Genomic DNA, 25200 nt, shown 5'->3' with positions numbered 1-25200 from the left:
TTCTGGCTCTGATCAACCCTACGCCCGAATCAGGTCAAGAAGCCGACGAGAATTCGCCTCTAGAATATGCATGGCGTCGGCAGGCGTGACGTCCCATGCCCTTCCCAGCATCTGTGCGGTCTGACCTGCACTCCACGGCATGACGCTGGCGCCATCTACTTGCGCAAATGGCCCATCGCTTTCAGGGACGACCCGATCGCGCGGGAGGCTCTTGGCCAAGGACTGCCCCGCTGCCGAGTTGAAGGCTGCTGGGCCAATGCTGAACCAGCAATCTTGTGCTGCCGCAGCCTTGAGTTCCGTGGCGGTTCCAGTGAACCAGTGCAGCACCGCAGTACCGTAGCCGGGATGATCGTGCAAAACCGCCAGCACATCCTTCACGGCCTGACGCGAATGGATGCTCAGTACGCGACCGCCGAGGGCTGTGCACTGCGCCACGACGGCAGCGAACACTTTGCGCTGCACGTCGTAACTCGCCTGGAAGCGCTTGGAGCCATCCAGGCCGACCTCGCCCACTGCCTTCACCTGTCTGATCTGTTCAAGCAGCATGTCGAGCTCAGCGTGACGGTCGCCAACGATCTCCGGGTGCAGTCCGGGAGTGATCAGCACCTTGTCGCTTCCACCCAGTACTCTGCTCGTCGCGCTGAATGCTCGGGGGCTGGTGGTGACAAGCCACGTGAACTCGTTCCTGTCCTGTGCCTGCGCATAAACGTCACGGGCATTGGGGTACAGGTCGAGGTGGCAATGGAAATCCATCAAAGTACGCCGTCTCCAGTTAGCAAGGCTTCAAGTTCTTGAATGCCATTCGTGAGCACTGAGCGATACTGCGTGCGCTCACCGACTGGAGCAAACGCGAGCGAGGCACCCAGGAATCTGTCGATACCCTTAGACCGGGTCGTCAAGACAGCCTGAGCCACAGCCATTGGATCATCCGGGCCACTGGACTTATCGCTTCCAACCAGGCTGGAATACACATACCGGGTGGCGTCATCCCCTCCCGTCCATGCAGTGAATGCGGCCCGACGAATCATACAAGGTACGCAGCGTCCGCAGTGCGTGCGGTTATAGGTGCGGAAACGCCCACAGCTGGTGGTCTGCCAGGCCAACTGCTGCAGGCGCACCGGATCGAGGCAGTCGTTCATCATTTCACCCTTGGTCTTGAACCGATAGGGTAATTCTAACTGCACATGCACTCCTACACCGTCCAGCACCTGCTGGAGCTTGGCTATGAACAGAGGGTGCGTCGTGCGGGTGCTCAAGCTCGATACGCGCCCGGGGACAAGCGGCGGGTTCACGCAGATGAACCCATTCTCAGGAATGAACAACGTGGGGCGAGGGTCGGCCAACCGCGACGCCGCTAGCACGGCGAACGCGTAGAACGCCAACGATCGGGCGCGCGTTGAAGGCTCTTTGGGGCCCTTGAAGCTGATGCCGTGACTCCACTGATAGTGGGCCCCATCCCCGCCTAGCAGGTGGGCGTAATCGCGCTGGCGCTGCGAGTCCTCATGCGCCAGTTGCGAGACAAACAAGGGGCGCCGCCCTTGAGCGACCAGATCGAGCCCTCCGATCAAGCTATCAAGGCCTCCCGACAGCAACGACACGGAGTCCTGAGGTTTGGCAACGAATTTTCCTTCAGGTGGTGACATGCCCGCGCCGGTAAAGATCAGTGTCCAGTAATCCCCGGTCAATACCTTGAGCAGTTGCTCCAACTCGGCTCTGTAAGGTTCCCATCGCAGTGGTTCATGCAGGCCAACGCTGAGCTCAATCGTCCGCGTCCAACCATCGGCGCTGGTCTTGCGCATGCTGCACAGATCCGTTGCACACACCGCTAGGCAAAACTGAACGAAATCCCAGGTCGCCGAGGTAGGCCGGAAGCCTTTGCGCTTGAGCGATCCATGCCAGCCCTTAGCGATGGTGCCAACACCCTCTCGCCGGGCGGACTTGAAGTACGAAAAGGCGCGTTCGCCCGGTTGAAGTTCAACAGGGAGCTGGTCAGCTCTGGCACAAATTACCTTGATCATTCTGCAAAGACCTCCAGTGCGCCCTGGAGGACGGTTTGCGCCAGGGTCTGGCAATCCAATCGTTGGCCTGCTAGTCCTTCCATAATCCGCTCTACCTCACCGTGTACCCATTCCTGAACATCGTTTCGAAGCTCTTGCACCTGAAGGGGCGAATACTTCAGTTTTTCGTAGGTCTGGCCTAGTTGCTCATCGAGTCGGTTGCACACAGCGTTACCGATTGTGAAGCCGATGACCGAGTTGATTTGGTCATCGGTGAGGACGAAAACATCGACATCTGGGTCTTTTTGGTACAGCAAGGCCATCGCGTCCGACCCTGCGTTGCGCAGCGATTCATCATCGATGCTCCCGGTGTCAGGCATGACTTCCTTGATGAGTTCAAGCACCAGGTCTTCTGCCGAAAGATTCTGGCTACGCACGCGCTGAAGCCAGTCGATCGCTTGCTGGGTGCTGCCATCCCGGACGGCTTCGAGGAACTCGCCCAAACGGCCGGCGCCCTGAGCAACTCCGCGCATTGTTCGCGCAGCTCGAGCCGAACCGCCCATCCCCTTATTGATCATGCTGCTGGCGGCACCACGGAGCGCATCCCTGCCACCACCCGAGAGGTACTTACCCAGCTTGGCGCGAGCCGGCATGAACCGGCGATCAGGCGCGACATCACACTCCTGTCCAGCCTCTGCATTATCGTCTTGGCCATCAGGCGTATCATCGGTGCCTTCGGTTTCGGCTGCGCCGTCGCCGTTCCCTGCTCCCGCTGCACCGCCCTCCCCTTGATCCAGCCACTCTGGATCGAAGGGTGAGCCAGCTTTACCACCACTGCTCGAAGTTGAGGTACCCATCAGCTTGCATCCCTTAGCGCCAGATCGATTGCTTTCTTCGTGTTGCCCGCGACTTCCGAATTTTCCTTCCAAGACTTGAGAACATCTGTGGCCCAGGACTGGTTGGCAAGAGAGGGAATGATCCCCGGCCCAACCGATTTCGCTGGCGCTTGAGACAGTAAGGCAGCGGCGCGTTTACCCAAGGAGGGGTGCACTCTGCTGGGCTCGATCAACATGACCATCTCGGTCTTATTTTTCCAGGTGCGAGAGGTGGCGGTGCCCTGCCACGCCTTGCCCATCGCGAGCTCGGCCTGCGTGGTATCCAAGGCCCGGATGGCCTTAGTCAGTGGGTCGTTACCGCTGGATGCTTTCTTCAGCATGTCCCGAAGCTGTCGCGAAGCAGGCGTCATGTTGTCATCGCCGAAATCTCTGGTAGCCGAGTCGCGACTGAGGTGAAGCAATGGGCGCAAGTCCCTGGATCCCAGCGCAGGGGCTAGCTGCAGCCACTCCCTCACAAAAAACTCATCCGGGAAATTCTCAGGCAGGTCTGCTTCGCCGGCGGCAAGAGATTCAGCCTCTAGAAGGATGGATACCTCGCCGTCATTGTCCGAAGTCACCAGTGAGGACAGCGTTTTGGCGAGGTCTTCGTTGCAGCGTTCAAGCAGGTGCCATTTGGCCAACGCAGGGACATCTAGCTTGATCCCCTGAGGCGCCGCCAGTGACTGACGCAGGAATACGGTGTTCAGGAAACGCTTCATCAGGCGCGGGTTAGCACTGATGGCGGTGGAATTGAACATGAGTGGCGCCAGCCCCTCGGCAAGCTGCATCAGCTCCTGAAGCCTGAGATCACCATCGACGAGCTCAAACAGGAATTCGGTGGTGATCGTTTCGCCCTGCCAACTTTGACTCAGCCTTTTGGGGATGAGCTGTTTGGCATCCTCAAACTTGGCTTGCGCGAACGCACCAGCTCTGGTCTCGCGCTCGAGCAAAAGGAGTACTAGGTAGGCCTTGGCCTCATTCACACCAAGACGAGGCACGTGCAAGGGGACTTGAATGAGCTTATCGAAGTAGTTGGTCGCGATGTCGTCGTTGATATCGGTTCCTTCGAAGTGCTTCTTGACCGCCCCGCGAATGAAGTCATTGTCGGCAGCGATCACGAATGCCGTACGCTTGAGGAACAGCAGAAGGCGGATCGACTCCAGCGTCGAGATGGCCGTTTCAGGTAGGCACCTGTCGAGGTCATCGACAAATACCACCAAGGTCACCCCGAGCTCACCGAGCAGCTGCTGCAGCGCATCGCGGAATGCCTGGATTTCGTTCGGCAGAGACATGGGATTGGCCGGGTTCAAGATGCCAAACGATTTGAGACCAAAGTAATCTGCAGCCCCTTCGGCATCACTGCCCTCGGCGTCGGCACCTTTTGCCCCGGCCGCCTGGTCTTCTCCAGCATCTCCTGTTGGGGATTTGAACCAGCCCATGGCTTTGACGACTGCTTTACCCACCGAGCCTATGGGCAGCCCGGTCTTGATGGTGAGCGCGGCCTCAGTGCTGACCTGTACTAGCTTCAGCAAATTGATCCTGCGCATCAGGTCGACAGCTTTGTTCCACAGTGTCTTATCACCCTTGGCTAGTTTGAGCACCTCATCACCAACGATCTGCAGTAACGCACTGCGAGCGCTCTCAAAATCTTGGTAAAGCCAGGGGTTGAATGTGATGACAACGTAACGGGAGTCCTGTGCGGCATCTGCAGAACCCGTTTGGGTGGTGGTAGAAGGTGTCGCGCTAACAGCGGGCAGGTCGGCCAGGCGTGAGGCAATCATCTTCACCAAGGAGGATTTACCCGCGCCCCAGCCACCTGACACGCCGATCGAGATGGGCTCGCCGGCACTTTGTTTCAGCAGGCTCGCGCACGCATCCGCGACCACTCCAAAATTCAGGTAGTCCGTCGTGGTTTCGTTATCATGCCACATGAGCTAAATCCTTTTTCTGAGGCGATCGAACCGTCGTCTACGCGGATCCATCGCGATAAGAGGCAAGGCCCGGATTGTAGGCAAGTAGATAGCCATGTGCCATCCAATTGCGACATCCAGTAAGGTCTTGCAATAAAAAAGCGAAAATGACGGATACCGTCACCAAGCCCCGGCTCGAAACAGAAACGAAGCTTTGGACTGGCTCGCGAGCCCCAAGAAGGTGAAACGAAAGTGCCATAGTGGTAACCGATTGTTTCTGCCACTTGAATACCGGCCAACAGCCACCACGTCTAATTGACCGGTAGCGATAAGGATTTCCCAGGATCGCCCGGCCCAGGAACGAAAGACATGGCCAAGGCTAAGACCATCAGCGATATCAACGACAAGTATGACTACAAGGATGAGAACCCGGGCGGCAAGCAGGACGCAAAACTGGTGTCGTGTGCCCAGTGCGGGGAATACAACGAGCTCAGCTACATCTACACCCAGAAGCTGAAGCCGCTAATCGACAAGAACAAGATCTCGCACGAGGAAGCCATTCAGGCCTTGGATGAAGCCTGCGCTAAACTTGAGAATCCACGCACTCGCGTGAAGTTTTACGAGTTCCTGACCGACAAACTCGGGCACACCATCGCAGCGTAACGCCTGCGGCAGTGCTTATTGGACTGGATGCTCACTGTCTGAGTCAGCAGACAGTCTTTATCGCTCGATATGCTTAAGGGATCTTTGTACAGCGATCACCGCAATCTTCCCGGGTGCCCCATATTCAGGAGCGCGGTTTAGCCATTCGCTCCCGCGCCGAGCTCATTGATCACCCACCCCTGCGCTTCCAGCGCTGCCCTTCGCTCACTTCTTGCCTCTCCTTCACCCAGTGCACTGGTTCGGATAGCCAGGCACAGCAAATGCTTAGGTCTGGTCATCCCGACGTACATGAGCATCCTGTTCTTCCGGTAAGTCACCTGATGTTCCTTCTTCACCAGCGGCTTACCCTCCAACCATGGCAACATCATCTCCAGGACATGCTGTCCACTGAACGTTTCCACGATCAGTGTCGCCGAATGAGTCTTGCCTTTGACGGCGTGCATGGATGACAGTTGGACGTCGACGGGGTCATGTTCATCTTCGTCGGATCGGTATGTGTTGATGGTTTCACGGGGTATCTCGTACTCGTCCGTATCACGCGGCTCCGTCCACGCCAGGTACGCCTCTACCTCGGGTTCGTTTGAAATTGTCTCGCCAGGATGCAGCTCTGCGATCAGCCGCTTGAGCAATACGGCATGCCTCTGAACCCAACGCTCCTCTCGCAGCGGATGGGCATAGAACAAATAGAGGTAGATGCCTCGCTGGTAGGCTTTCAGAAGCGTTGTGTTCAATGCCAAGCTGCGCTCTATGAAGCGGTGAAGCCTTGTCCTGATCTGGACAGGTCTCCTCAAGCCTGCGCGCTCAGCCAGATGAAGAAAACACTTGGCGATCATTTCAACGCTTTCGTGTGCATGACCGCTAACAGCCAGATGCGCTCTCGCCCTGCGAATACCTTCAACGAATGTTTTGGGCGTATACCTCGAGCTGTTGGCATCTGAGCGGTAGGCGCTCCAGTAGTGCTCCAGAGCCTTCGGGAATTGATCCTCCTTGTAGTTCTTCAGCCGGTGAACAGCGCCGATTGCATGCACCCCATCCTTGCGTTCCGAGACAGGCAGGCACCGAGAGACCAGGTGCGCAAATGCACTGAGAACACCGCTTGTGTCGTCGTCAGGGAAGAAAAAGATCGTGTTTGGACAAGCGTCGCCCTCCCTGCTCCTACCGATCAATCCCCCGGTAATGGGAGCGACTGCAAAGTTATTCGCCAAAGAAGCAATCACCTGGTTGAATCGGAAGCTTGTGGAGATATCGATTGTCTCTCCATGAGGGAAAGCGCCATCTGACTCGCCATCACCCTCAAAGATCTGCTGATTGGGATCCCCAACTCTGACCACGGCTGTATTCATGGCATCGCGTGGAAACACGTGGTTCAAGAGCTGATTTTGCACGACATCCGTGTCCTGCATCTCGTCGATGAGCACACAGGGGAACCGCGCTTGCAGCGACTGAGCGACATTCGGCTCCTGCTCAATCATGGCCTGGCCGAGCGTGAAGACCTCGTCGTAGCAAAAGTAACCCTCCGAAGCGGCAGCGCCCATGGCGCTACCCAGTTTTCCGTATGAGGGAGCTTCAGGTGAGCAAATGTAGTGCACGCCCCCGAGCGGATCCGAAAAATCAGCTGTTTGAAGACGAAGATCAGCCAGCGTTTTTTCCTTTTTCCCAAGGAAAGTCACCATATTCCTCCGCTCGCGCCCCAACGCCCTACCCCTGGCACGCCCGGTCGCTTCGTCATCGACCATCACCAGCGGATGGCCATTCGATCGCAGCCAGGGCGACGCCAGAAACCGCATGACAAAACCGTGGATGGTGTCGATGAAGTGGGGGTATCGCAGCAGCCTCTGGCCAACCTCAGTGGCGCCCAGCCGACGCTCGATCTCCTCGCGCGCCGCATTGGTGTGCGAAAGTACACAAATCCCCTGAGTACGACTGTGCCAGTGACGACCAAGGATGGCGAGCTTGGCAACCACTAGGGTGGTCTTGCCGCTCCCTGGGCATGCCGCCACATCAAGCGTATCGAGACGTTTGAGAAACGCCCTTCGTGGCTCATCTAGATCGCGCAGCGACATAAGCGCGCTCACCCATTCGATGTCTGCATCCGTGACTGGCGGGACAAGATCCTGGAGCCGCATTACGCAGGTTCCTCCACTCCGGCTGCTTGTGCATCGGCCGTGGTTGCAGGAACCGCAGGTGGCTCTGGTGTTTGAGCCAGGATCTGGCCGCCTGTGGCGTAGTTGATCGCGTCAACGACATAGGTCGGTAGCGCTGTACGCAAGTTCGCCTGATCGAGGTCACCTTCATCAAAAGCCATCTGCAGCAGGTCGACCAGGTGCTGTGCGGTGATCGACTTGGAGCCGGAATCCACAAGGCGGTAAATCTCGGTGGCTCGCTCATCATCGGTGGAGTACCGAGCCTTGAGGGCCTCCAGCGCATTGCTTGCCCTCTCGAGGACTTTCTCCCGTGTCAACTTACGCTCGTTGATCTTCGCGTCATGTAAAGCCAGCATGGCGGCTCGATGTACCCAATCCATGAGTCCCCCGACAGCCAGGTCGTACTCAAGCGTCCAATGATTGGCCACGAAGGTTTTCACGTTCTGGCCATCGCCACGTGTCCGTTTTTGCCGATGAGCCGCTAGCTTGGGTTCTCGCTCCACATCAGTAGCGCCGAAGTCGCTCAGCATGCGCCACCGGCGAGGTGCCGGCTTACCATTGGATGTGCGCTTGTTCGGGTTCAGCCCCATGATGGCTGGCGCGCAATCAGGCATTACGTCCATGTCAGTGATGCAGGCTGTGGGGATTTGAATGACGCCTTCAGACTCGTCAGCGCGCTGCATGACGTGCGCATATCGACGCAAACCGACCCCACCGACGTTGACGATTGATACACCGTGCTCGGTCAGGTCACGTCCAAGCAACCTGGCCAGCGCCGGCAGAAGAATCGCCTCAGCATCCCCTTCAACGATGAGCAGCCCCTTGGCAAAGAAGAGGCTGGCTTTGGTGACATCCAGGAAACGACCCAGGAACCGATAGTCATCAACCGACAGTTTGGTTCGCCCCTGCGCCATGGAGAACGCACGCTGACCTTGAATGAGCACGAGGTTTTCCAAGGCGATCTTGGAGCTCAGGTTGGGACTGTGCGTTGTCAGAATCACCTGAACAGGTCGTGTCTGCGCTTGCTCTTGAACGTGTTCCTGAGCTTGAGCTTGAGCTTGAGGCTGGGAAGCTCGCTCCAGGAACTCCATCAGTCTGAGTTGGCGCTGCGGATGAAGGTGCGCCTCTGGCTCTTCGATCAGCAGCAGTGGCAGACCGTCTGGCTCTTTGCCCAGCAGGAGGAGCTCGCAGGCCATGAACAGCAGATTATTTGAACCCAGGCCGTAACTGCCCTTTACAAGCCTCGATCCCTTGTCCAATAGTCCCAATTCGAGCCGCTCGAGAATCTGTTTGAGCTTTGTGGTCTGACTGCCGCTGTCGCCGAAGCCGAGATGGCTATGAAGTGGCTGTCCCGCCAGTGAGAGAGGTTCCAGGTAGCGTTCGTTGATCGTCGCTTGGGCAACCCTGATTGCGCTATGCCCTCTGACGAGCTCACGCATGTAATCGCCCATGCCTGCAATGCTCAGGCCGGAGGCCTCGGCTGTTGACGCCGGCGGAGCCGTGCCGACATAGGACTCACCGGTTTCGATTCCCGGAAAGCTGTAAAGGACTTGGGACAAGCGCGAGTTACGACCCGGCGACATCTCACGTTCAGCATCGCGCAAGGGCTTCAAGTAGGCGGTCGCCAGTAATTGGCGTGCTCCAGCGTCCAGGGCCGGGCCCTCTCCGCGCGCTCCACAGCGGACTTGGATGTCGACCCAGCGACGTGACGCGGTCGGCAACGCGAGTCGACGTGCTGACCAATGCACATGAAGCAGGCCCTCGCCACCCGAAAAGGTTACGTACTCAGCAAAGGCTCCGAGTTCCAGCGTTGATAACCCGGATAGCGTGCAAACCAGGGTGATGTCCGTTGCAGATTCGCCATGCGCTGTGACATGGAAGTCCTCGAGTTCAAGGCGCAGGAAGTCGGAGTCACGGGTCTGCAGGACGTGCCGAATGGCGTCGATCACTGCGGTCTTGCCCGCATCATTCTCCCCTACAAGCGCAGTGACGCCCTCGTTGAAGTGAATGACAAAGCCTGGAGTCAGATCGCCAAACTGGCGGAAATTACGGATAGACAGCGCTGAAAGGTACATCCCCACTTCTCCTTAAGCCTGGCTTCTATCGGCCTTTGGGCTTCCAAGCCGAACGCAATGTTACTGGCTATATGCCACAGACTAAGGCAAGGCGCTATCTCGAGCAGCTGCTATCTGTAACGGAGAGTAATGGATAATAGGAATTGTAGAGCGGTGGGAGTTTGTCAGGACGGTCAGTGATCGAAACGAAGGGCGGCAACAACGAGCCCCTCAAGGAATGGAAAGGGTAGTATCGAGCTAAGGAAGTCGAGAGCTGGTTGGCTCATCAAGCGATCAGCCTGCAGTCCTCCAGCTGGATACCCTGGACTGGTCGAAGCCGGCTGTCGGTCTGAATTCCCGCCGGAACCTGAGCACGACCTTGTTGAGCAGATCTTCCGCAACCGATCTCTCAACGAGTTTACGAAACTCGCTGCAAACTCCTTGCGCCAGGGCCCGGTAGGCGTCGGCCCAATCGACATCACCGGCCCTCCTTGCTTACGTAAGGCGGGTAAGCAAAATGTTGTTCGCCTTCTTGGTCGACGCATTCCATACATCCTGGTCACACGGGTGGCCTTCCCTATGTGAGATTACATTCACCGCATCGGCTGCTACCTACCAACAAGCAGCACGCCATTAACTGGCGATTGTAACTACGCTATTCCATTCAGGGTTGAGTGGCTTCTGGCCATCCTCACTTATCCATGCAGAGGCAAGCTGTTCGTCTTAAGGTCTCTCAATCCGAGCTAGCAAGTATCCTCCCACGCACAGCTGCTCAACCAACCAGGAAGCTTCCTCCACGCCGAACGTGAATACCCTATCTTCGACGCCCAAGACCGGGACAAATAGCTCGTCGTTCACCCCTATGAAAAGCTGAAAATAGCTTTGCGAATCTGGATAGCGAAACGATCCAGATGCTCCAAAGAACATTCCGTCCAAGTCGTACCCGTGGTTGCACAACCTATCTTCCAGAGTGGACTGAGTACGAGACAGAATCAGTTGGTGAAATATCTTACAAAAATCCACTTTCTGCGGAAAAGGGTTACCAGTGAGGATTGCGCTCCGTTGATTGAGCATTTTTAACAAGGTCGACAGCCCATTAGCTAGCTCCCCGCATTGCTGAGCAGTGAAGTCATATTCAGACCCGTCTAGAACGAGCCTTATGGGGCTATTTGCGAGTTCAACAGATGCCTCACCCTCACCTTCATGAGATAAAAATGCGCGCTCGGCCCTGAACTTAATAATTTCTGTAGAATCATGCTCTTTCATCATTTCCTACATAGACTTTTCCGTGAAATACAAACATAAACGGATTTTTTCGAGCAAAACTTTAGCGCTGCGCAAAAGTATTTTTCAGGCAGATATTTTTTGAATCCACCACTCAAGTTTCGAATTTCGCCTCCGTTTAAATAGTCATGCGATTTATTTTCTGAGGAATATCGAGACCATGAGTACAAAGCTGCCCCCGAACAGATTTTTCACGTTCAAACATGGTTCGCCCGAGGGTGACTTGGACGAATTTAGGCTCGCCATCTTCACTTGGCCAGGCACCCCCGAAGGTGAAGTGATAGACGATGACAACAGTTACGCAGTTCTCTTGGACACAGAATCCAACGGCGTAATTTCAGTCAAAATCGATGAATGGCGCTTTAGGTTCACGCCTCAGCAGTCGATGGCGCTGGCATCAATACTCACCGAGCTATCAAGAGATGAAGGATGAATTCCGCTTTCTCTTGGCGGGAATGGCGCCGTGAGGCAACAGATCTTCATCCCAGGCAGGTGAGCTTCTGAAAAAAAATTTCCGATCGAGCTCAAGGTTTCTCAAAACGAACCGTTTGTCATACCTATGACATCTTGAGAAACCAGTTTTGAACCTACCAACCATCGCATTTGCACGCTGCCTGAAAGGCGCCGTGTCGTTTGCCGAGACCATCCAGGGTCATCGTCAACGCAGGGCGTGGGAGCGTTTAGTCAGCTACATCGAGTCCTCTGACTCCCTTTCGGGCTTTGACAGGGATGCGGCCTTCGCTCAGGGCTATGCACAAGCGCTCGTCGACGGTGAGCAGATCGAAATTTCCACAGAGCGTGACTTACTGATCATTTCAATCGTTGACGAGTGGCAGCGGCATTTCATCCGCTCCAATTTCTCGGCTACCTGCAACACACCCCTTCCCCAAGGACATTCATGACTTCAAAATTTCAGCGCTACGCAGATGACGAAACTACAGATCCAAGCATCCGAATGCCTCGTCAAATTTTGGCAACCAGCACCAACCAATATTCGATTGATATCTTGGTTTCTCGCTGGGAAAAACACTTGGTCGAGCCATCTGTTGCTCACGAGAAGTATCCTTGGGCTGCTGGGTTGGTGATGGGAATACCTGTGCCGTCTTGGCATCGCCCAGTGGTGTGGAATGTAGGTCAAAAGACTCGGTTCATCGTTGCTGTGTGGTCTGGAGGGGATCTTGGAAGCTATCTCACTAATGATTGGTGCGGCTCGGCTGTCGGGCGAGCAACGGCGGAGAACAGCGATATTTTGATCGATGGCTTGCAGCGGTTGCATAGCCTTGAGGAGTACCTTCTTGATCGCTTGGCAGTCCCAGATGCTCAAGGGCAACCACGGGTTTGGTCTGAGATTGGCAACGGCGAACGCAAGCGGTTCTTGTCGACAGTCTTTACGCACGCACATGTATCGTCTGATGACGAAGTGTTGTTGCGAAAAACTTATGATCTTTACGCCATGGGTGTAGCTTCTCGTACGAACGATCAGCGCGCGGTTCGATAACCGTTAGATCCTATTTTTGGGGCATGCCCCTCAGGGGATGGCTGTCGTAAACCAAGCCCCGTCTATCGACGGGTCTTGGCCCTGCGGGCTTCCATCCTCATGCCTTCGACCTTCCTGGTCTGCGCGCTCCGCTTGCACGATGACCTAAGTCACTTCTCGGCTTGGACATTACCTGGAGCTGCCACATACTGCTTCCATCCAATCAGTGGTGGAGTTAGCCCGATGTTATGGTCATTTTGGAAAGACAAACGTCCTGAATGGGTTCAAGCAGAAGAGCGAGCGTTCATCAAGGCAGCCAACAGCCTGAAGACACTGCAGACGACGCCACGAGGTGGCGTGAGGATTGACCCTGAGGAGATCAGAGATCAGATCCTTGAGGCCCGAGAGTTATACAAAGACTTGGTTCAAAAATAACGGTATTGAGCAGGCAACCTGTTTGCAGCCACAGCCTTTTAACATGGTTTTAGAACTACAACATAAGGGTGTCCACAGAAGCTCGACTTACTGACACCATGGGCCCCAAGTAGGCGGATTCTCAACGATATCGATTGAGGTGCTGAGCTCATCCTGCATGCGCTCGAAGACCCTGTTCAGAGTCGGATGGGCATTTGACTCTCTCAATGTCTTCACCAATTGCAGTAGTTCCCTCCCCTGCGCCAAGGGCATTTGAATGTCGCAATAGACTGTGTCGTCATCGTCCGTCATTCCCATCGGATTTTCTCCACTCAACCTTGTCGGTTCTGCATTCCACTTCAGCGATGTTGTGCGTGCCCCTACGGGAAAGGCTGTCGTAAACCAAGCCTTGGCAAAGCCAGCGTCTCGGCCCTTCGGGCTTCCATCCCGCACGCCGCGCGCTCCGCTTGCCATGCCGACTCAACTGCATGATCTACCCACGCAGGACTCACTAAGTCATTCGATTGAGCCGCACGCGGAGTTGACTCTCATGGTTAATCCCACCTTAATTTAATGCCCATTTCATGCCAGGTGCTGAGCTCGTCAGAAGTCATCGCTTGAATATATCGGTAGCCCTGTTCCCTGAAGAAGTCCACGTACTGATCCCTGCAGCGCAGGTGGATTGACTTCTTACCTAGCCCTTCGGCGATGGGCTCAATATTCTCGATCAATGCTTGAAGATAATAATCTCGCTGAAACAACGGATCGACCGCAATTGACCTGATGTGAAAGCAAGGTGCGCTCGCACCCTCATTGCACTGATCTTTGAAGCCTTCTTCCGTGATGTACTCGTCATTCGAGTGGCCAAAATGAGCAAAGCCTACGAACGTGCCGTTATGCTCATAGATGAGGAAGTTCTCGGGGTTGCGTTGAATCCACTCCTGAAAATCTTCCAGGGTCGCGTTTGCGTCGCCGACGCAGGCTGAACTCTCAACGCGAAAACAATTCACTGCATCGTCAGCGGTGGCGGAGCGGTATTCAGATGCCCACATATCAGTACCTCGATGATTCTAGAGGCCTGCATGCTAATCCGTATGCAGACTCCATGCATCACGCCTCGTGAGCCGTAACGACCGTCGTAGAGCCTTCGCAGATAATTTTTCGCTAGATCTGCCTCAGCTGCTGAACGTCTCCGGACATCTCCAGGCGAGGTCAGGAAGCGGACACTCCTTCACGCCTGTTGAGCTGTTCCAGCACCAACTCGAGGAATCGGCTGGCAAAAAAATCCCAGTCCCATTCAGGAGCATCTGAGCAAACGTCGACCAAGCCTTCGAGGCCACCTAGGAAAGCAAGCAGTGAGGTTTGAGCTTCGACCAAGGGTTGCCCGTGTGCAGGCAGGTTGAGTTGAGGCAGGACGTTCTGGATCACGAAATCGCTGCAGTCTCCCACTAGGTAGGTATCTGTGAGTTCCACGTAGTATTCGTGGCCTGCTTCGGACACGACTGCCAGCGAAATCAGCTTCGGGTCTCGGTTGAGCTGATTGAACTCGCAGTCCAAAAACAGCTTCATCCCCTGCCCCCTGTGTGTACCTAGTTCATGCCTGCCGCTGTACAGTTGGCAAAACGATCAAAGCCGGCTGGCTTCTTTTATGACTTTAACCGATTACCCAGACGAGTCTATGCCTGCACTCACAGCAAGACAGGATTGCCAGGTACGAGAACCTGCTGAAGGGGCTCTGAAAACTTGATCCATCTCACTCGCTACCGACTGAGCAGCCGCGAACAGGTCACCGATGATCTCGTTCGGCTGGCTGAGGTCGAGAAGCAGCACCTCGGCCTTGCTGTAGCAGAAGCCCTCCCGATAAACCCGCTCCACGCCCTCCTGAACTGCCTTTGTCAGCAAACGCGTATCGTCCGTTGGGTAACCTACAAGGAAATCTCGCGACAAGGCGGCACTTGCCCTCTTCGACTGAATTTTTTTTATAACAAGAATTTGGCAATAGATAACTGCCTTTAAGGTGCAAAAAAACGCTTACATGACGTACAGCCCTCTTGAAAAGCAGTGATATCATAAGGCCACGCTGACAATTCGCTATCAGTGAAAGGAGTTAATGTGAGTCAAGACGATGATGAAAAGTACCCAGCCAGCGCAGTGTCATCGTGGAGCGGCTATGTGTATCAAGGAAAAATTGCTCTGTATCACTCTCTCATGCTCATCCATGGCGGTGATCTTGACTTCGAGCTCCAGCTTGATAGCAGTGATGACTTTGCGATTTACAAAGACGGCAAAATCCACACAGCCCACCAGGTAAAGGCAAAGATAAGCAGTTACCGCAGCGGTTACATAAAAGCTTTGGAGCAGTCTACTCTAATTGAATTTGATAAAGTAAAAGGCACAAATCGTTTCTTTCACGTCTCCGTCGCCCTTGACGATACAGATGATCACGAGGGAAAGAGCGGTGAGAAAGTAAAGTTTTACAATTATGATAAAAAGCCGTACTGCGGACTTGGTGAAATTGAGGGGATAACCAAAAAAACTATCCGCAATATTTTTGCCGCCCAAAAGATAACTTACAGCGACGATCTAATCGAATTCAACTATTGCCTACTATCTGAAAAGATCAGTACCAAGGCAATTGAAATTCATAGGCTCAATCAAGAGGATCGGGTGGCAGCAAACCAAGCAGCCTATGAAGGCCGCATCTCAGGCAAGGAGATCATGAATGATATCCTCACTAAAAACCCGCACCAAGATAGAGACTACTTCGCTGTTGAATTGAAGGCCAGGCTTCACAGTCATCTGGAAGAGCGACTCGACCAGGCACTGCCAACTATGACTGACGCTACATATGAGCGGGCTCGACGTTTGTTTGATCACATTCGCTCAACCCAAGCTAGGGAGATGAAAACGCTGTGCCAAATGATGAAGCCATCGGAGCGTTTTCAAGGCGTTCAGACAAACGATATCAGGCGGTACACCAAACTCATCCAGGCTATATCTGTGGAACCTATCTTCAATCACCTTCCGCATTACCTCGATAGCGAAAATCGCTTCTACATCCCGACTGCTCTTGATATTGATGAGAGCAAAGAGTGCGAAGCCGATATGATTCGCGAAATGAAGAACAACAGCGACCTACTTAGACTGCTTTTTGAGTACAACCATCTCATTGCAAGCAAGTCAGAAAGCTCATTTACATTTAACACTAAATTCACTCACTCGGACGACTTAGATGACAAAAATGTCGTCGAAAAAATTGAAAGCAATATAACCAAATCACTTTGCATTAGCATAGTGACAAAGGACGACGCGGAGGGTCAACTGAATGATAAAACAACTTATTAATGAGGCACTGGTCGCTCACGATTTCGTGATTGAAACTGAAACAGACACAACGAGCTTTTATGTCCGTAAATCAGCGTCGGCGATTAGGTTTACGGTGCTGCATACCTTGGACGACCTACCTGGGCCAGCCGAGCTGAATGCTAGAGTAAACCAGCTTGCTCCGGAGTCGTTTACTCACAATCCAAGCTTCAAAAAAAATTGCGATTTGATTTGCATTTATCGCTTGGATGTATTGGCCGAATTCCAAGATCATGAGGAAGAAATTTTCGCCATCGAAGAAGACCCCCATTTCTACAAGAAATACATCCTCTACTACAGCGCAGCGGAGGAAAGTGTTCTTGCCAATTTTTCCTATGACAAACTTGTAACGGTCATTGCTGATAAAAAAGAATTCCTAGACTACAAGATGGAACCTTTAAAGGCCACGCAGTACAGCTTTGCCGCAAAAATGTTCATCAAGTTTCCATTTCTAGAGCTACCGCCCCATGAGGGAAATCACGTATCCCTGCGTTTGCAGGCCGCTGAAGCCGTCGCGCAGGCTGGGCTCAGCGACACATACCAAACCATGCAGCAAGTAACAAAAAATAATGCTGACGATTTGATCAAGGAAATGATTCGTAATGAAATGGCAAATATCCAAGATTGAAATCTCTAGCTTCAAAGCGTTCAAGCATATTTCTTTGGATCTCGGCGAATCATCCCTTTTGATTTTGGATGGCCCAAACGGCTATGGTAAAACCAGCATCTTCGACGCCATCGAATTGCTGCTTACTGGCCAAATCAAGAGAATCCAAGATCTTTTCTCGACGCTATTGACGAAAAACAAGAAAGACTACGCAGACAATCTATTCTGGAATAACCGATCCGGGGAAAATGACCTTCACATAAAAATAGAGTTTGTGAACGAAAATCGCAAACTCACTTTGGCTCGTCACTGCCCTGCAAAAACCTTCAAAAAGAAATCTAATAATCGAGCCGACAAGTATGAACACTTCAAACTCTACGAGCTACCAGAGTTCGACTCGCTAGACTTCACACAGCAAAATTCTCGTGAAAATCAGTATCTCGAGGAAGTATTTGGGAAGCATTTTAGAGAAAATTTCTCCTTTCTAAACTACCTGGAGCAAGGTCAAAATCGACTTCTCCACACACGAGTGGACGACCGTAAGACCCAGTTAGGAAATCTCTTCAATATCAGCGACATTGAAACCGAGATCGATACCTGCAATACGATCTCCACTAAACTCACAAAGTTTATAAACGACCCTGAGCGCAAGTCTAAGTCAGAAGCACTTACAGAGGAAATGCAAACCCTTCGAGGCGTGCTGCAAGCTGACCTAGGCACCATTGACTATAAGAAACTATCTACCACAGATGTGCAACCAGTGTGGGATGCGGAAGTTCTGTTTGCAACCTATTCAGCAGTGGATCATTCTATCTACCAAGACTCTGTACGAAAATTCATAGAGCTCTTACCGCTTAAGGCAACTATAAGTACCAGAGCTCACAATGATTCGGTAGACGCCTTTATTGTCCGAAATGAAGAGCCATTGAAAAGACTGGCAGAATTTGGTGTAGACCTTGAGAAGCTAGATGAACAAGACACCATCAAGAAAGAGGTTGATGGTTTAGAAAGCTCGTCGGCTATTATCAAACGCGGCGCCACTGCAGTAAAAACCGAGGATGCTAGAAAGTTAACCAATTGGGCCGAAGGCCGCCTTGAGTGGTTTGAAGGGCAAATTCTGGCTCGTGACAGCCTTCAAAAGCAGAGCACCTCCAATGCCAGCACTATCGCCGAATTGGATCGCCTCAAAAAACTCCTAATCGACCAACACAACAAGGTTAACCCAGACGATCATTTGTGTCCGCTCTGTGGTGCAGACTGGAAAGAACGCCAGTTAATGCTGGATGCCGTTGATGAAAGAACTAGGCGAATCTCCGAATCACTGAGCCAGGATGGCCAAACATTACGCGATCTGATCGCAGCTATGGACGCTGAGCTGTCCTTAATTAACACATTCATCCAAGAGCGTCTTATAGCGCTTACGCCTACTTTCAACCCAAAGCTTCATGAGGCGCTGACGAAGATCAAACCCCGACTTCCAGCCATCGTTCAACTGTTAACAAACCTGAAAGAAAGAAATATCCAGATTACTCACTCATTTACTGAAATAGAAGACGTAGTGAATGAGCGCTTTGAAAAAATTAAAGAAGCGATAGAGGCTAAGAAACAAACCGAAGCAGATGGCCTTCCGCTCCCCGATGATTGGCGAGAAACAGTAAATTCTGCATTCAAAGACCTACAAGACTTCTATATAGTCACTGCGGAAGACCTGAGCAACAAAAACAAGTACATCTCGCTAAAAGCCAATGAAGCACAGAATGCTAGACTTCAAACTTGTCTAACCGACATCAGCACAATTGAGAAAGAAAATGAAGCGGCCAGAAAGGCTCAAAATAAAGTCGACAGATTGCGTGCTACGCTGAAACGAACCGAGGAGGACTACACCGATAAAACAATTGCGGCAATTGAACTAATTTTCCACATCTACAGCGGTCGCCTCATCCAAAACTATCAACGCGGATTGGGGCTGTTCATCGAGAGTCGAGAAGGCACACAGCTTCAATTCCTGACTGCGGAAAGATCTGAACACGACGCTGTCATGTCCATGAGCTCTGGTCAGGTCTCTGCACTCAGCCTTGCTTTCTTCCTGTCGCTCAACAAAGTCTATGCGCGGGTTCCGCTCATCTTGATTGATGACCCGTCGCAATCCCTGGATGAAGTGAACGTCGCCTCCCTAACCGACCTACTCCGTTGCGAACTCAAGCATTGCCAGCTGATCCTGTCCTCCCACGAGGACGACATCTCGGCCTATATGCGTTACCGCTTCGACAGGGCGGGTTTGAGCACGAGCTCACTCAACATGCAGCTCCTAGCTAAGGAAGCCTCGTAACGGTTGTGCCGGCCACCTGGTTGGGGCTGGGTGGCCACAGGACTGGAAGCAAAATGGAAGGCTTACGTGAATTTTTTGGGCGCAAGCAGTCCCACGGGGGCGAGCTATAAATCTACCTTCCAAGCCCTAGAAGGAAATGATCAACGCGTTCGAACAGGTAGGTATTCGGATCAGATCCTTCATCTTTGGTGATCAGCAAATCGATAATCTCGGGCACCGAGAGGGGTATGATCAGCTTTCCATGCTCTCGCATCGCCCCGGCGATCACAGCCTTAGCTGAATCAGCGCAGTCCTCATGTGAAATCACAACTGCGACCTTCCTGAGAGCCGAGGGATATAGGTAACGCTCGGTCGTGACAATCTCGTTCTGAGTAATGGATTTGCTGTAATTTTTGAACTCGAAGACCACGTACCTGCTTCCTAAGTCCTCCAGCATCAGACGCCACACCTCGGCTGCCTTTGCCAAGATTCGGCACACCAGATCTCTACGATGCAAAGTGTCTACGGTACGGGACTGCTCATGCCATCCATGGAGGTCATGTTCAAAGAGATACTTAAGCGCATTGATGCAGGCGTTCTCGAAATCAGTTGCCATTTCCCGGCCACGGTCGATAGCAGCTAAAGCATCGGCCAGCACCTTTCCTCGCTTCGGCTCCGCAGGTGCATCAGCGGCACTGCGTCTCATAAACGTCGGCAAGCCAAGGCTCAAGGTTTCAGCGCTCTTCGGTGTATCAGCTTCGAAAAGCTCCTCAAATTGAGCCAGGATGTCAGGGAACGGAGCCGCCATCTCAAACAGCTTCGTTTCATCCCAAACCTTAACAGTAGGAAATACTTCTGCGACGCGCATAAAACGTGGCCCCATCGGACACGATATTGCCAGCACGATAGTGGATGCCCCCATCCTACTGCCTCTATCAGCAGTGTATTCCAAGGCGCGTTTAAAGGTAGAAGACGGAGGTGGAGAGGAACGTCGATAGAATTTGGTTTCAACCATTGTCAATGCATCTCGCCGACCAAAGACAATGTCAGGCTCTAGGCCCAGTATGTCTTCTGGTTCCTCTCGGACGTTATGTTCACCCAACCGCCTTAGGAGATCTGCGAGGAGAGATGTGAAAGCATATGCTGCTCGAGTATAGGCTCCGCCACGGTGTATGCTGTTCATGAACGCTTCCTTTGCAAACGCAATCTTTCTCAGAATGTTACTGTCGGTTCGGCTTGGATGTTACTGACGCTGAAGCGGTGCGTGCAAGGCGAGGAACCCAGAAGCATTCAACATGGGAAATTCACGGGCCGGAGCACAGGCATGATCGAATCATTCCCTGGCTCTGCTCTACAAATCAGTGGAGCCGGTTCGGTGACGGGAGATATCCGTCTCCAGTGAGACGCCTGAAGGCTGTACGACTTCAGCCTCCCCCTTCTCGATACTAAATACATGAAAGACGCGACTGACCAGTTAGCCTTGCTTGATAAAGCAGGAGCCGCTGCTGAGTCGTTGTGCGAACTACGCACGGAGCAACTCCAAACATTGTAACGTCGAGGTAGCTGAGTGTTCCCTCCCCAACCGACAGACAAAGGCTTCTTGAACTTTTAGACTTGGCAAAGCCAAAGCTTATTGCGATGGGCAGGCTGGAAAAAATGGAAGCTAGGCTCAGCTTGTAGTGGTCAACTAATCCCGGACACGACGTTAAGTTTTTTCTCGGCCTGAGCTGGGGCCAGTCCGTTATTGAATTGGTGCGGTCTAATCCAGTTGTACCGATGCATCAGGTAATGACTGATGTCGCGGTGCGCTTCTTGAGCTGTCATGTAGCCCACGGTCGGTATCCATTCAGTTTTCAAGCTGCGAAACACACGCTCCATCGGCGCATTATCCCAACAGTTTCCACGACGGCTCATGCTTTGGCGCATGCGGTAACGCCAGAGCCGTTGGCGAAACTGGCGACTGCCATATTGGGCGCCCTGATCCGAGTGAAACAGCAGCCCTTGAGGCCTGCCACGCTGTTCGTAAGCCATGTCCAACGCCTTGATGACCAGATCCGCATCCGGCTTGTTTGACAGCGCCCAACCCACAATTCGGCGTGCGTAGAGATCCAGAACGACAGCCAAGTAATGCCATTTCCCTTGAGCCCAGATGTAGGTGATGTCGCCACACCAGACTTGATTCGGCGCCGGCACATCAAACTCTCGATTCAAGATGTTCGGAATGTCAGGCCGCTCAACCGTCGTTTGTTTGTAGGCATGTGATCCAGGTTGTTTGCTAACCAACTCCAGCTCCCGCATCAGGCCACGCACCTTGAACCGCCCGATTTGCTCACCGTCTTCCTGCATCATCGACACGATGCTGCGGCTACCGGCGGCACTTCGACTTTGCGTAAACAGTTCGTTGACCCGACTGCGCAACCGAAGCCGCTCAACGTCCGGAGTTCGGCGCCTGAGGCGGTGGGCGTAGTAACACGAACGAGTGACATCAAAGACTGCGCAAAGCCAATCAACCGGCTCTTGGGGGCTCAGTTGATCAATCAGCGCGTGCGCTCGTGCTCTTCCGACATCAAGAGCGCGGTAGCCTTTTTTAAAATGGATTTCTCCCGCTCAAGGCGAGCGATTCGAGCTTCCGATTCCTGGATTTTCTGTTGCTCTGGCGTCAGCGCCTTGCTCTGCGGAGTCAAGCCGTTGCGCTCCTGCTGGAGTTGGTTAACCCAGCGACGCAACGCGGACTCGACCACCCCAAGCGAGCGACTGGCTTCGATATGGCTATAGCCTTGATCGAGCACGAGGCCTGCGGCCTCGCGTTTGAATTCAGCGGAAAAGGAACGACGTTGTTTGGTCATCAGACACCTCTATCTGGCGAGCATTCTCGCCTAAATGGGTGTCCGGTTTCATTAGACCACTACAGCTCTCAATAACCTCATCGCAGCAGTTTGTGTAGGAACACCACCCACCAGCTGTAAGCTGGAGGGGGCAATCTCAATTTTAAGGACGACAAATGTTTCCACCTATGGCGAACCCCTATCTCGAAATCTCAGCTGCAGAATTTGAGCGGTTGGTCAGGGACTGGATCCTCAAACAGGGTGGTGAACTGACATCGCTGGAGGTGAAGCACGACATTAAGGTCGAGGCCTACGACTCAACCTACCAGATCGATGTGCTGGCGAAATTCCAAGCCTTTGCGGGCGCCGAATTCATCGTTCTGATTGAGTGCAAAAAATACCGTAACGCAGTCGAGCGGGAGCTGGTTCAGGTACTGCACGACAAGGTGAGATCCGTCGGTGCTCACAAAGGTATGTTGTTCACCACGACAGGGTTTCAATCCGGCGCGATAAAATACGCCAAAGCGCACGGCATAGCGCTGGTGTCGATCATTGAAGGCGCAGCTACCTACGAAACTCGCTCCGCGTATCCAGTCGCGGCGCAGCCTCCAGCCTGGCTCAACCTACCGAAATTTGCGCTCTGGCACGTCGGGGAGAATGACGCTGGAAGCATCTCGATGAAATCTCTAGGTCGTGCCGACACGGAGATCAAGGAGATGTTGGGTTATTAGTGCAAACGTGGGGCTCTAGCTACTGATGATCAGGGATGTGTGGGATGTCGGCTCTACTGTTCGAGGAGCGCCTTACTGGCACCAAGCCTCCCCGGCAGGTGAATTTTCAATGATATCAATGGAGATACTGAGCTCTTGCTGCATGTGCTCAAAGACTTTTCCGAGACATGGATGAGCTTTCGATTCTCGCAACGCGTTCACTAGATCCAGCAGCTATCTTCCTTGGGCCAATGGCATATGAATGTCGCAATACACAGTGTCATCGTCGTCTTTTACCATGCCCGTCACTCACTCAATCTGTTCCTGGTTTGTATCTCGCAGCCCTATGCTGCTCCAGATGCCGCATCTCTGCTTCCCACCTAGCCAGGAATTTATCCCAGTCCGTTGCGTAAGGCCCCTCGACCACCCGTGTCGAACCGATGCTCGCCTGCTGGAAACGCTCCCTCCATGGCTGTGGAATGGTCATTTCCAAGACGATATCGATGCCGCAGTTGTGATGCTGCACCGGGACAGAGGCACGAACTTCATTGAGCTCGAGTGACTCACCCATTGAGGGCGTGCCGCTTCGCTCCTGGTCGTCGAGGTCATCAAGGATGGCTAAGGCGTCAGCTGCCTCGGGGTCACCTGGAAGGAATCTGGCAATCTCCCATAGCGCTCTCCGCCTAGTGCGCTCAAGCTTTCGGAGTTCATCGTGGGTCATTTCAGTCTCTTTCAGGTCGGTTGAAGCTGGGCTGCGGTAGTGGCGTGCCGCCGCTGGCGGAGGGCTGTCGTGAACCGAACCGTGGCAAGCCACGTTTCGGCCCTACGGGCTTTCATCCCGCACGCCTGCGCGCTCCGCTTGCTTGGTGCTCGCCTGGAAAAGGTAGTCTGGCGCAGCGAACCTGAATTCTGGCTGCGCTTTCCAGCGGGCGAGGCAAGCGTTGCACTCAGCTCGCAGGAAACCCACTTTTGCTACAACCTGAGGGGTTAGATCCAGTCTTCTTCACGTAAGTGACACATATGCTCTCTCCAGTGGACGTAGTCGTTTCCACTAACCTAGCGCAGGTATGTGTCCGAATCCAGCTCTGGAAGGCCTGCCAACACCGTAACTGATGTAGTGTCGTCCGACGAGACGCGGTTGACGATCACAGGAATCATTCTGACGCATTCGACCAGAGCGCGAAGGTATACTCGCTTTACGTGTGATAGCCACTGGGCAGGTATCTGATTAATGAAGCATGTCCGACTAATCCGTCATGGCGAAAGTGCCGCCAACGCAGGCGAAGCCAGTCGGGATCACGCAAGCATTCCTCTCACGATGAAGGGTGTTGAACAAGCGCACCTGGTGGCTCAGTCGTTCAACCATGCTCCTGCTCTCATAGTCACCTCCCCGTTCTCTCGAGCGCAGGCAACCGCGATGTCGACCGTCGCTGCCTTCCCTACTACCCCGTTTGAGATCTGGCCCATCCACGAATTCACCTACCTTGAACCAGCGCGGTGTGCCAACACTACAGTTGCCCAGAGGCGAGGTTGGGTGGAGGCATATTGGGCCAAGTCAGATCCCGCGTTTACGGATGGTGCTGGCGCCGAGTCGTTCTTTGACTTCATATGCAGAGCTCAGTCCTTCCTAGATCAGCTTGCAAAGCATCCCGCCCAAGACATCGCGATATTTTCGCACGGGCAGTTCATTAACGCCGTAGCTTGGCTGATTGACCGTAAGTCGCTGGTCATTGATGGGCGAGCCATGGCGGACTGGCGTGAGTATGAAATTACCAACCACGTTCCAAACTGTTGCGGCTACATGTTATCGATGCATCCAGACGATTCAGCTTGGAGAGTAAGCCCGTCAGCCCCTGAGGAGCCGCGAATGGAGGTAATTCGAGGCGTACCAGGCAGAGCCTACCAAAGCCGCACGTGATCCTGAACGCCTGCTCATTGAAGAGAGAGCAAACGCCCTATATGAAGCTGGTTATCCGCCACCTGATGATGATTCGGCTATGCATGCTGAGCAAAGACTACAAGCTGCCAGAGAAGCTAGGCAGTCATCCGAGGCAGGCCGCGCGAACGGAAAAACCCAATCTGGGCTTTCGGCCATAGAGATATCCCAGGTACTGCGAGAGGTCACCTTCGGGCGACGAAGCATGACAAAGGTGGGCGAGGCGTCATGGGATGAGACTTATGCCGGCCACTTCGTGATTGATGTAGAGGGTTGGCTGATATCGATCTACAACGACTGCAATGAGCTCGACTACTGCGAGGAGTGCAAGAGTCCAGATGGGAGAGACTGGTCGTTCGATTCAGGTGATAGATACGGGACAGATCCCATTGCGCTGTTATCGACATGGGAGCATCAGAACCTACATCAAATGTTGAAGGCCCTCTAGTCGGACAGGGCATCCTTGGGCGTGCCCCACTGGGGTCGGCTGTCGTGCACCGAGCCACGTAGTGTCTCGGCCCTTCCGGGCGTCCATCCTCACGCCTGCGCGCTCCGCTTGCCCATCGCCCACAGTATATCGACTTGAAGACTGAAGCTGCTGACATCATGTTCTTTCAACATTTCCAACACAGC

At 53.5% G+C, this 25200-nt stretch carries 24 protein-coding genes and 1 pseudogene; 11 read left to right on the top strand and 14 right to left on the bottom strand.

The features are described 5' to 3' along the window. Positions 1–18 precede the first annotated feature (18 nt). The 4 genes from qatD to AD668_RS16490 are packed head-to-tail and all read right to left on the bottom strand — an operon-like array spanning position 19 to position 4803. Entirely contained in the window at positions 19–753 is a 735-nt protein-coding gene (gene qatD / locus AD668_RS16505; RefSeq protein ID WP_053160622.1) for a Qat anti-phage system TatD family nuclease QatD, read from the bottom strand. Continuing rightward, positions 753–2018: a Qat anti-phage system QueC-like protein QatC gene (gene qatC, locus AD668_RS16500; protein ID WP_053160621.1), complete on the bottom strand. Its 1266-nt coding sequence runs from the start codon at positions 2016–2018 to the stop codon at positions 753–755. Before qatC ends, qatD begins: the two co-directional genes overlap by 1 nt. Further along, the gene (locus AD668_RS16495) at positions 2015–2854 is read right to left on the bottom strand and encodes a hypothetical protein (protein WP_053160620.1); all 840 of its coding nucleotides are present in this window, start codon (positions 2852–2854) and stop codon (positions 2015–2017) included. The genes qatC and AD668_RS16495 overlap by 4 nt, the downstream gene beginning before the upstream one ends. After that, positions 2854–4803 carry a P-loop NTPase fold protein gene (locus AD668_RS16490; protein WP_053160619.1) on the bottom strand — a complete coding sequence of 650 codons (1950 nt, stop codon included), beginning with the start codon at positions 4801–4803 and terminating at the stop codon, positions 2854–2856. The genes AD668_RS16495 and AD668_RS16490 overlap by 1 nt, the downstream gene beginning before the upstream one ends. 348 nt (positions 4804–5151) lie before the next feature. Between AD668_RS16490 and AD668_RS16485 the strand changes: the two genes are divergently transcribed. Continuing rightward, positions 5152–5445: a hypothetical protein gene (locus tag AD668_RS16485; protein ID WP_053160618.1), complete on the top strand. Its 294-nt coding sequence runs from the start codon at positions 5152–5154 to the stop codon at positions 5443–5445. Positions 5446–5582: 137 nt separating this feature from the next. Here the strand turns inward: AD668_RS16485 and AD668_RS16480 are convergent, their stop codons facing one another. Continuing rightward, a complete protein-coding gene (locus tag AD668_RS16480) occupies positions 5583–7508 on the bottom strand; it encodes a UvrD-helicase domain-containing protein (protein ID WP_256220690.1) in 1926 nt (641 codons plus the stop codon). 62 nt (positions 7509–7570) lie between these two features. Continuing rightward, positions 7571–9664, bottom strand: coding sequence for an ATP-dependent endonuclease (locus AD668_RS16475; protein ID WP_053160616.1), 2094 nt, complete (start codon positions 9662–9664; stop codon positions 7571–7573). Positions 9665–9825: 161 nt separating this feature from the next. On the opposite strand from AD668_RS16475, the gene AD668_RS30385 reads away from it, so the two are divergent. Next, positions 9826–9894, top strand: coding sequence for a hypothetical protein (locus tag AD668_RS30385; protein ID WP_371259809.1), 69 nt, complete (start codon positions 9826–9828; stop codon positions 9892–9894). 472 nt (positions 9895–10366) lie between these two features. Here the strand turns inward: AD668_RS30385 and AD668_RS16470 are convergent, their stop codons facing one another. Further along, positions 10367–10909: a hypothetical protein gene (locus AD668_RS16470; protein ID WP_053160641.1), complete on the bottom strand. Its 543-nt coding sequence runs from the start codon at positions 10907–10909 to the stop codon at positions 10367–10369. 178 nt (positions 10910–11087) lie between these two features. On the opposite strand from AD668_RS16470, the gene AD668_RS16465 reads away from it, so the two are divergent. The 4 genes from AD668_RS16465 (at position 11088) to AD668_RS30380 (ending at position 12839) form a co-directional block, all read left to right on the top strand. Further along, positions 11088–11360 carry a hypothetical protein gene (locus AD668_RS16465; protein WP_053160615.1) on the top strand — a complete coding sequence of 91 codons (273 nt, stop codon included), beginning with the start codon at positions 11088–11090 and terminating at the stop codon, positions 11358–11360. Between the two features lie 148 nt (positions 11361–11508). Beyond that, positions 11509–11829: a hypothetical protein gene (locus AD668_RS16460; RefSeq protein ID WP_053160614.1), complete on the top strand. Its 321-nt coding sequence runs from the start codon at positions 11509–11511 to the stop codon at positions 11827–11829. Next, entirely contained in the window at positions 11826–12425 is a 600-nt protein-coding gene (locus AD668_RS16455; RefSeq protein WP_053160613.1) for a hypothetical protein, read from the top strand. The genes AD668_RS16460 and AD668_RS16455 overlap by 4 nt, the downstream gene beginning before the upstream one ends. Positions 12426–12647: 222 nt before the next feature. After that, on the top strand, positions 12648–12839 hold the full coding sequence (locus AD668_RS30380) for a hypothetical protein (protein WP_053160612.1): 192 nt from the start codon (positions 12648–12650) through the stop codon (positions 12837–12839). A gap of 87 nt (positions 12840–12926) precedes the next feature. Here the strand turns inward: AD668_RS30380 and AD668_RS30010 are convergent, their stop codons facing one another. The 4 genes and pseudogenes from AD668_RS30010 to AD668_RS30005 form a co-directional block, all read right to left on the bottom strand. Beyond that, complete coding sequence (locus AD668_RS30010; RefSeq protein WP_053160611.1) at positions 12927–13136, bottom strand: hypothetical protein; 210 nt, start codon at positions 13134–13136, stop codon at positions 12927–12929. 236 nt (positions 13137–13372) lie between these two features. Next, the gene (locus AD668_RS16440; RefSeq protein WP_053160610.1) at positions 13373–13870 is read right to left on the bottom strand and encodes a GNAT family N-acetyltransferase; all 498 of its coding nucleotides are present in this window, start codon (positions 13868–13870) and stop codon (positions 13373–13375) included. Between the two features lie 160 nt (positions 13871–14030). Continuing rightward, positions 14031–14387, bottom strand: a complete 357-nt coding sequence (locus AD668_RS16435; protein ID WP_256220689.1) for a hypothetical protein — start codon at positions 14385–14387, stop codon at positions 14031–14033. Positions 14388–14570: 183 nt separating this feature from the next. Beyond that, positions 14571–14741: pseudogene (locus AD668_RS30005) on the bottom strand (DNA polymerase V subunit UmuC); the annotation flags it as partial. Positions 14742–14930: 189 nt separating this feature from the next. Between AD668_RS30005 and AD668_RS16425 the strand changes: the two are divergent. Genes AD668_RS16425 through AD668_RS16415 form a run of 3 tightly spaced genes read left to right on the top strand, consistent with a single transcriptional unit; the run spans position 14931 to position 19117 of the window. Then, on the top strand, positions 14931–16163 hold the full coding sequence (locus tag AD668_RS16425) for an ABC-three component system protein (protein ID WP_053160607.1): 1233 nt from the start codon (positions 14931–14933) through the stop codon (positions 16161–16163). Then, positions 16144–16809 (top strand): ABC-three component system middle component 1, encoded by a 666-nt coding sequence (locus tag AD668_RS16420; RefSeq protein WP_053160606.1) that lies wholly within the window; start codon positions 16144–16146, stop codon positions 16807–16809. The genes AD668_RS16425 and AD668_RS16420 overlap by 20 nt, the downstream gene beginning before the upstream one ends. After that, the gene (locus tag AD668_RS16415) at positions 16784–19117 is read left to right on the top strand and encodes an AAA family ATPase (RefSeq protein ID WP_053160603.1); all 2334 of its coding nucleotides are present in this window, start codon (positions 16784–16786) and stop codon (positions 19115–19117) included. The genes AD668_RS16420 and AD668_RS16415 overlap by 26 nt, the downstream gene beginning before the upstream one ends. Positions 19118–19229: 112 nt before the next feature. Here AD668_RS16415 and AD668_RS16410 read toward each other — a convergent pair whose 3' ends face one another. Beyond that, on the bottom strand, positions 19230–19964 hold the full coding sequence (locus tag AD668_RS16410; protein WP_156322356.1) for a hypothetical protein: 735 nt from the start codon (positions 19962–19964) through the stop codon (positions 19230–19232). 815 nt (positions 19965–20779) lie between these two features. Beyond that, positions 20780–21942 (bottom strand): IS3 family transposase gene (locus tag AD668_RS28850; RefSeq protein WP_156322355.1). Its coding sequence is split into 2 segments (ribosomal slippage): positions 20780–21687 and positions 21687–21942, totalling 1164 coding nucleotides; the frame shifts between segments, so codons are not numbered across the junction. 155 nt (positions 21943–22097) lie between these two features. Here AD668_RS28850 and AD668_RS16395 point away from each other — a divergent pair. Continuing rightward, positions 22098–22652 carry a restriction endonuclease gene (locus AD668_RS16395; RefSeq protein WP_053160597.1) on the top strand — a complete coding sequence of 185 codons (555 nt, stop codon included), beginning with the start codon at positions 22098–22100 and terminating at the stop codon, positions 22650–22652. Between the two features lie 292 nt (positions 22653–22944). Here AD668_RS16395 and AD668_RS16390 read toward each other — a convergent pair whose 3' ends face one another. Beyond that, positions 22945–23352, bottom strand: a complete 408-nt coding sequence (locus AD668_RS16390) for a hypothetical protein (RefSeq protein WP_053160596.1) — start codon at positions 23350–23352, stop codon at positions 22945–22947. Between the two features lie 510 nt (positions 23353–23862). Here AD668_RS16390 and AD668_RS16385 point away from each other — a divergent pair. Next, positions 23863–24549, top strand: a complete 687-nt coding sequence (locus tag AD668_RS16385) for a histidine phosphatase family protein (RefSeq protein ID WP_053160593.1) — start codon at positions 23863–23865, stop codon at positions 24547–24549. Positions 24550–25200 lie beyond the last annotated feature (651 nt).

The sequence above is a fragment of the Pseudomonas sp. P1.8 genome (assembly GCF_001269805.1).
Classification (GTDB): Bacteria; Pseudomonadota; Gammaproteobacteria; order Pseudomonadales; family Pseudomonadaceae; genus Aquipseudomonas.
Note: the sequence above shows the minus strand (reverse complement) of the source record. Positions and strands in the feature narration are given on the sequence as shown.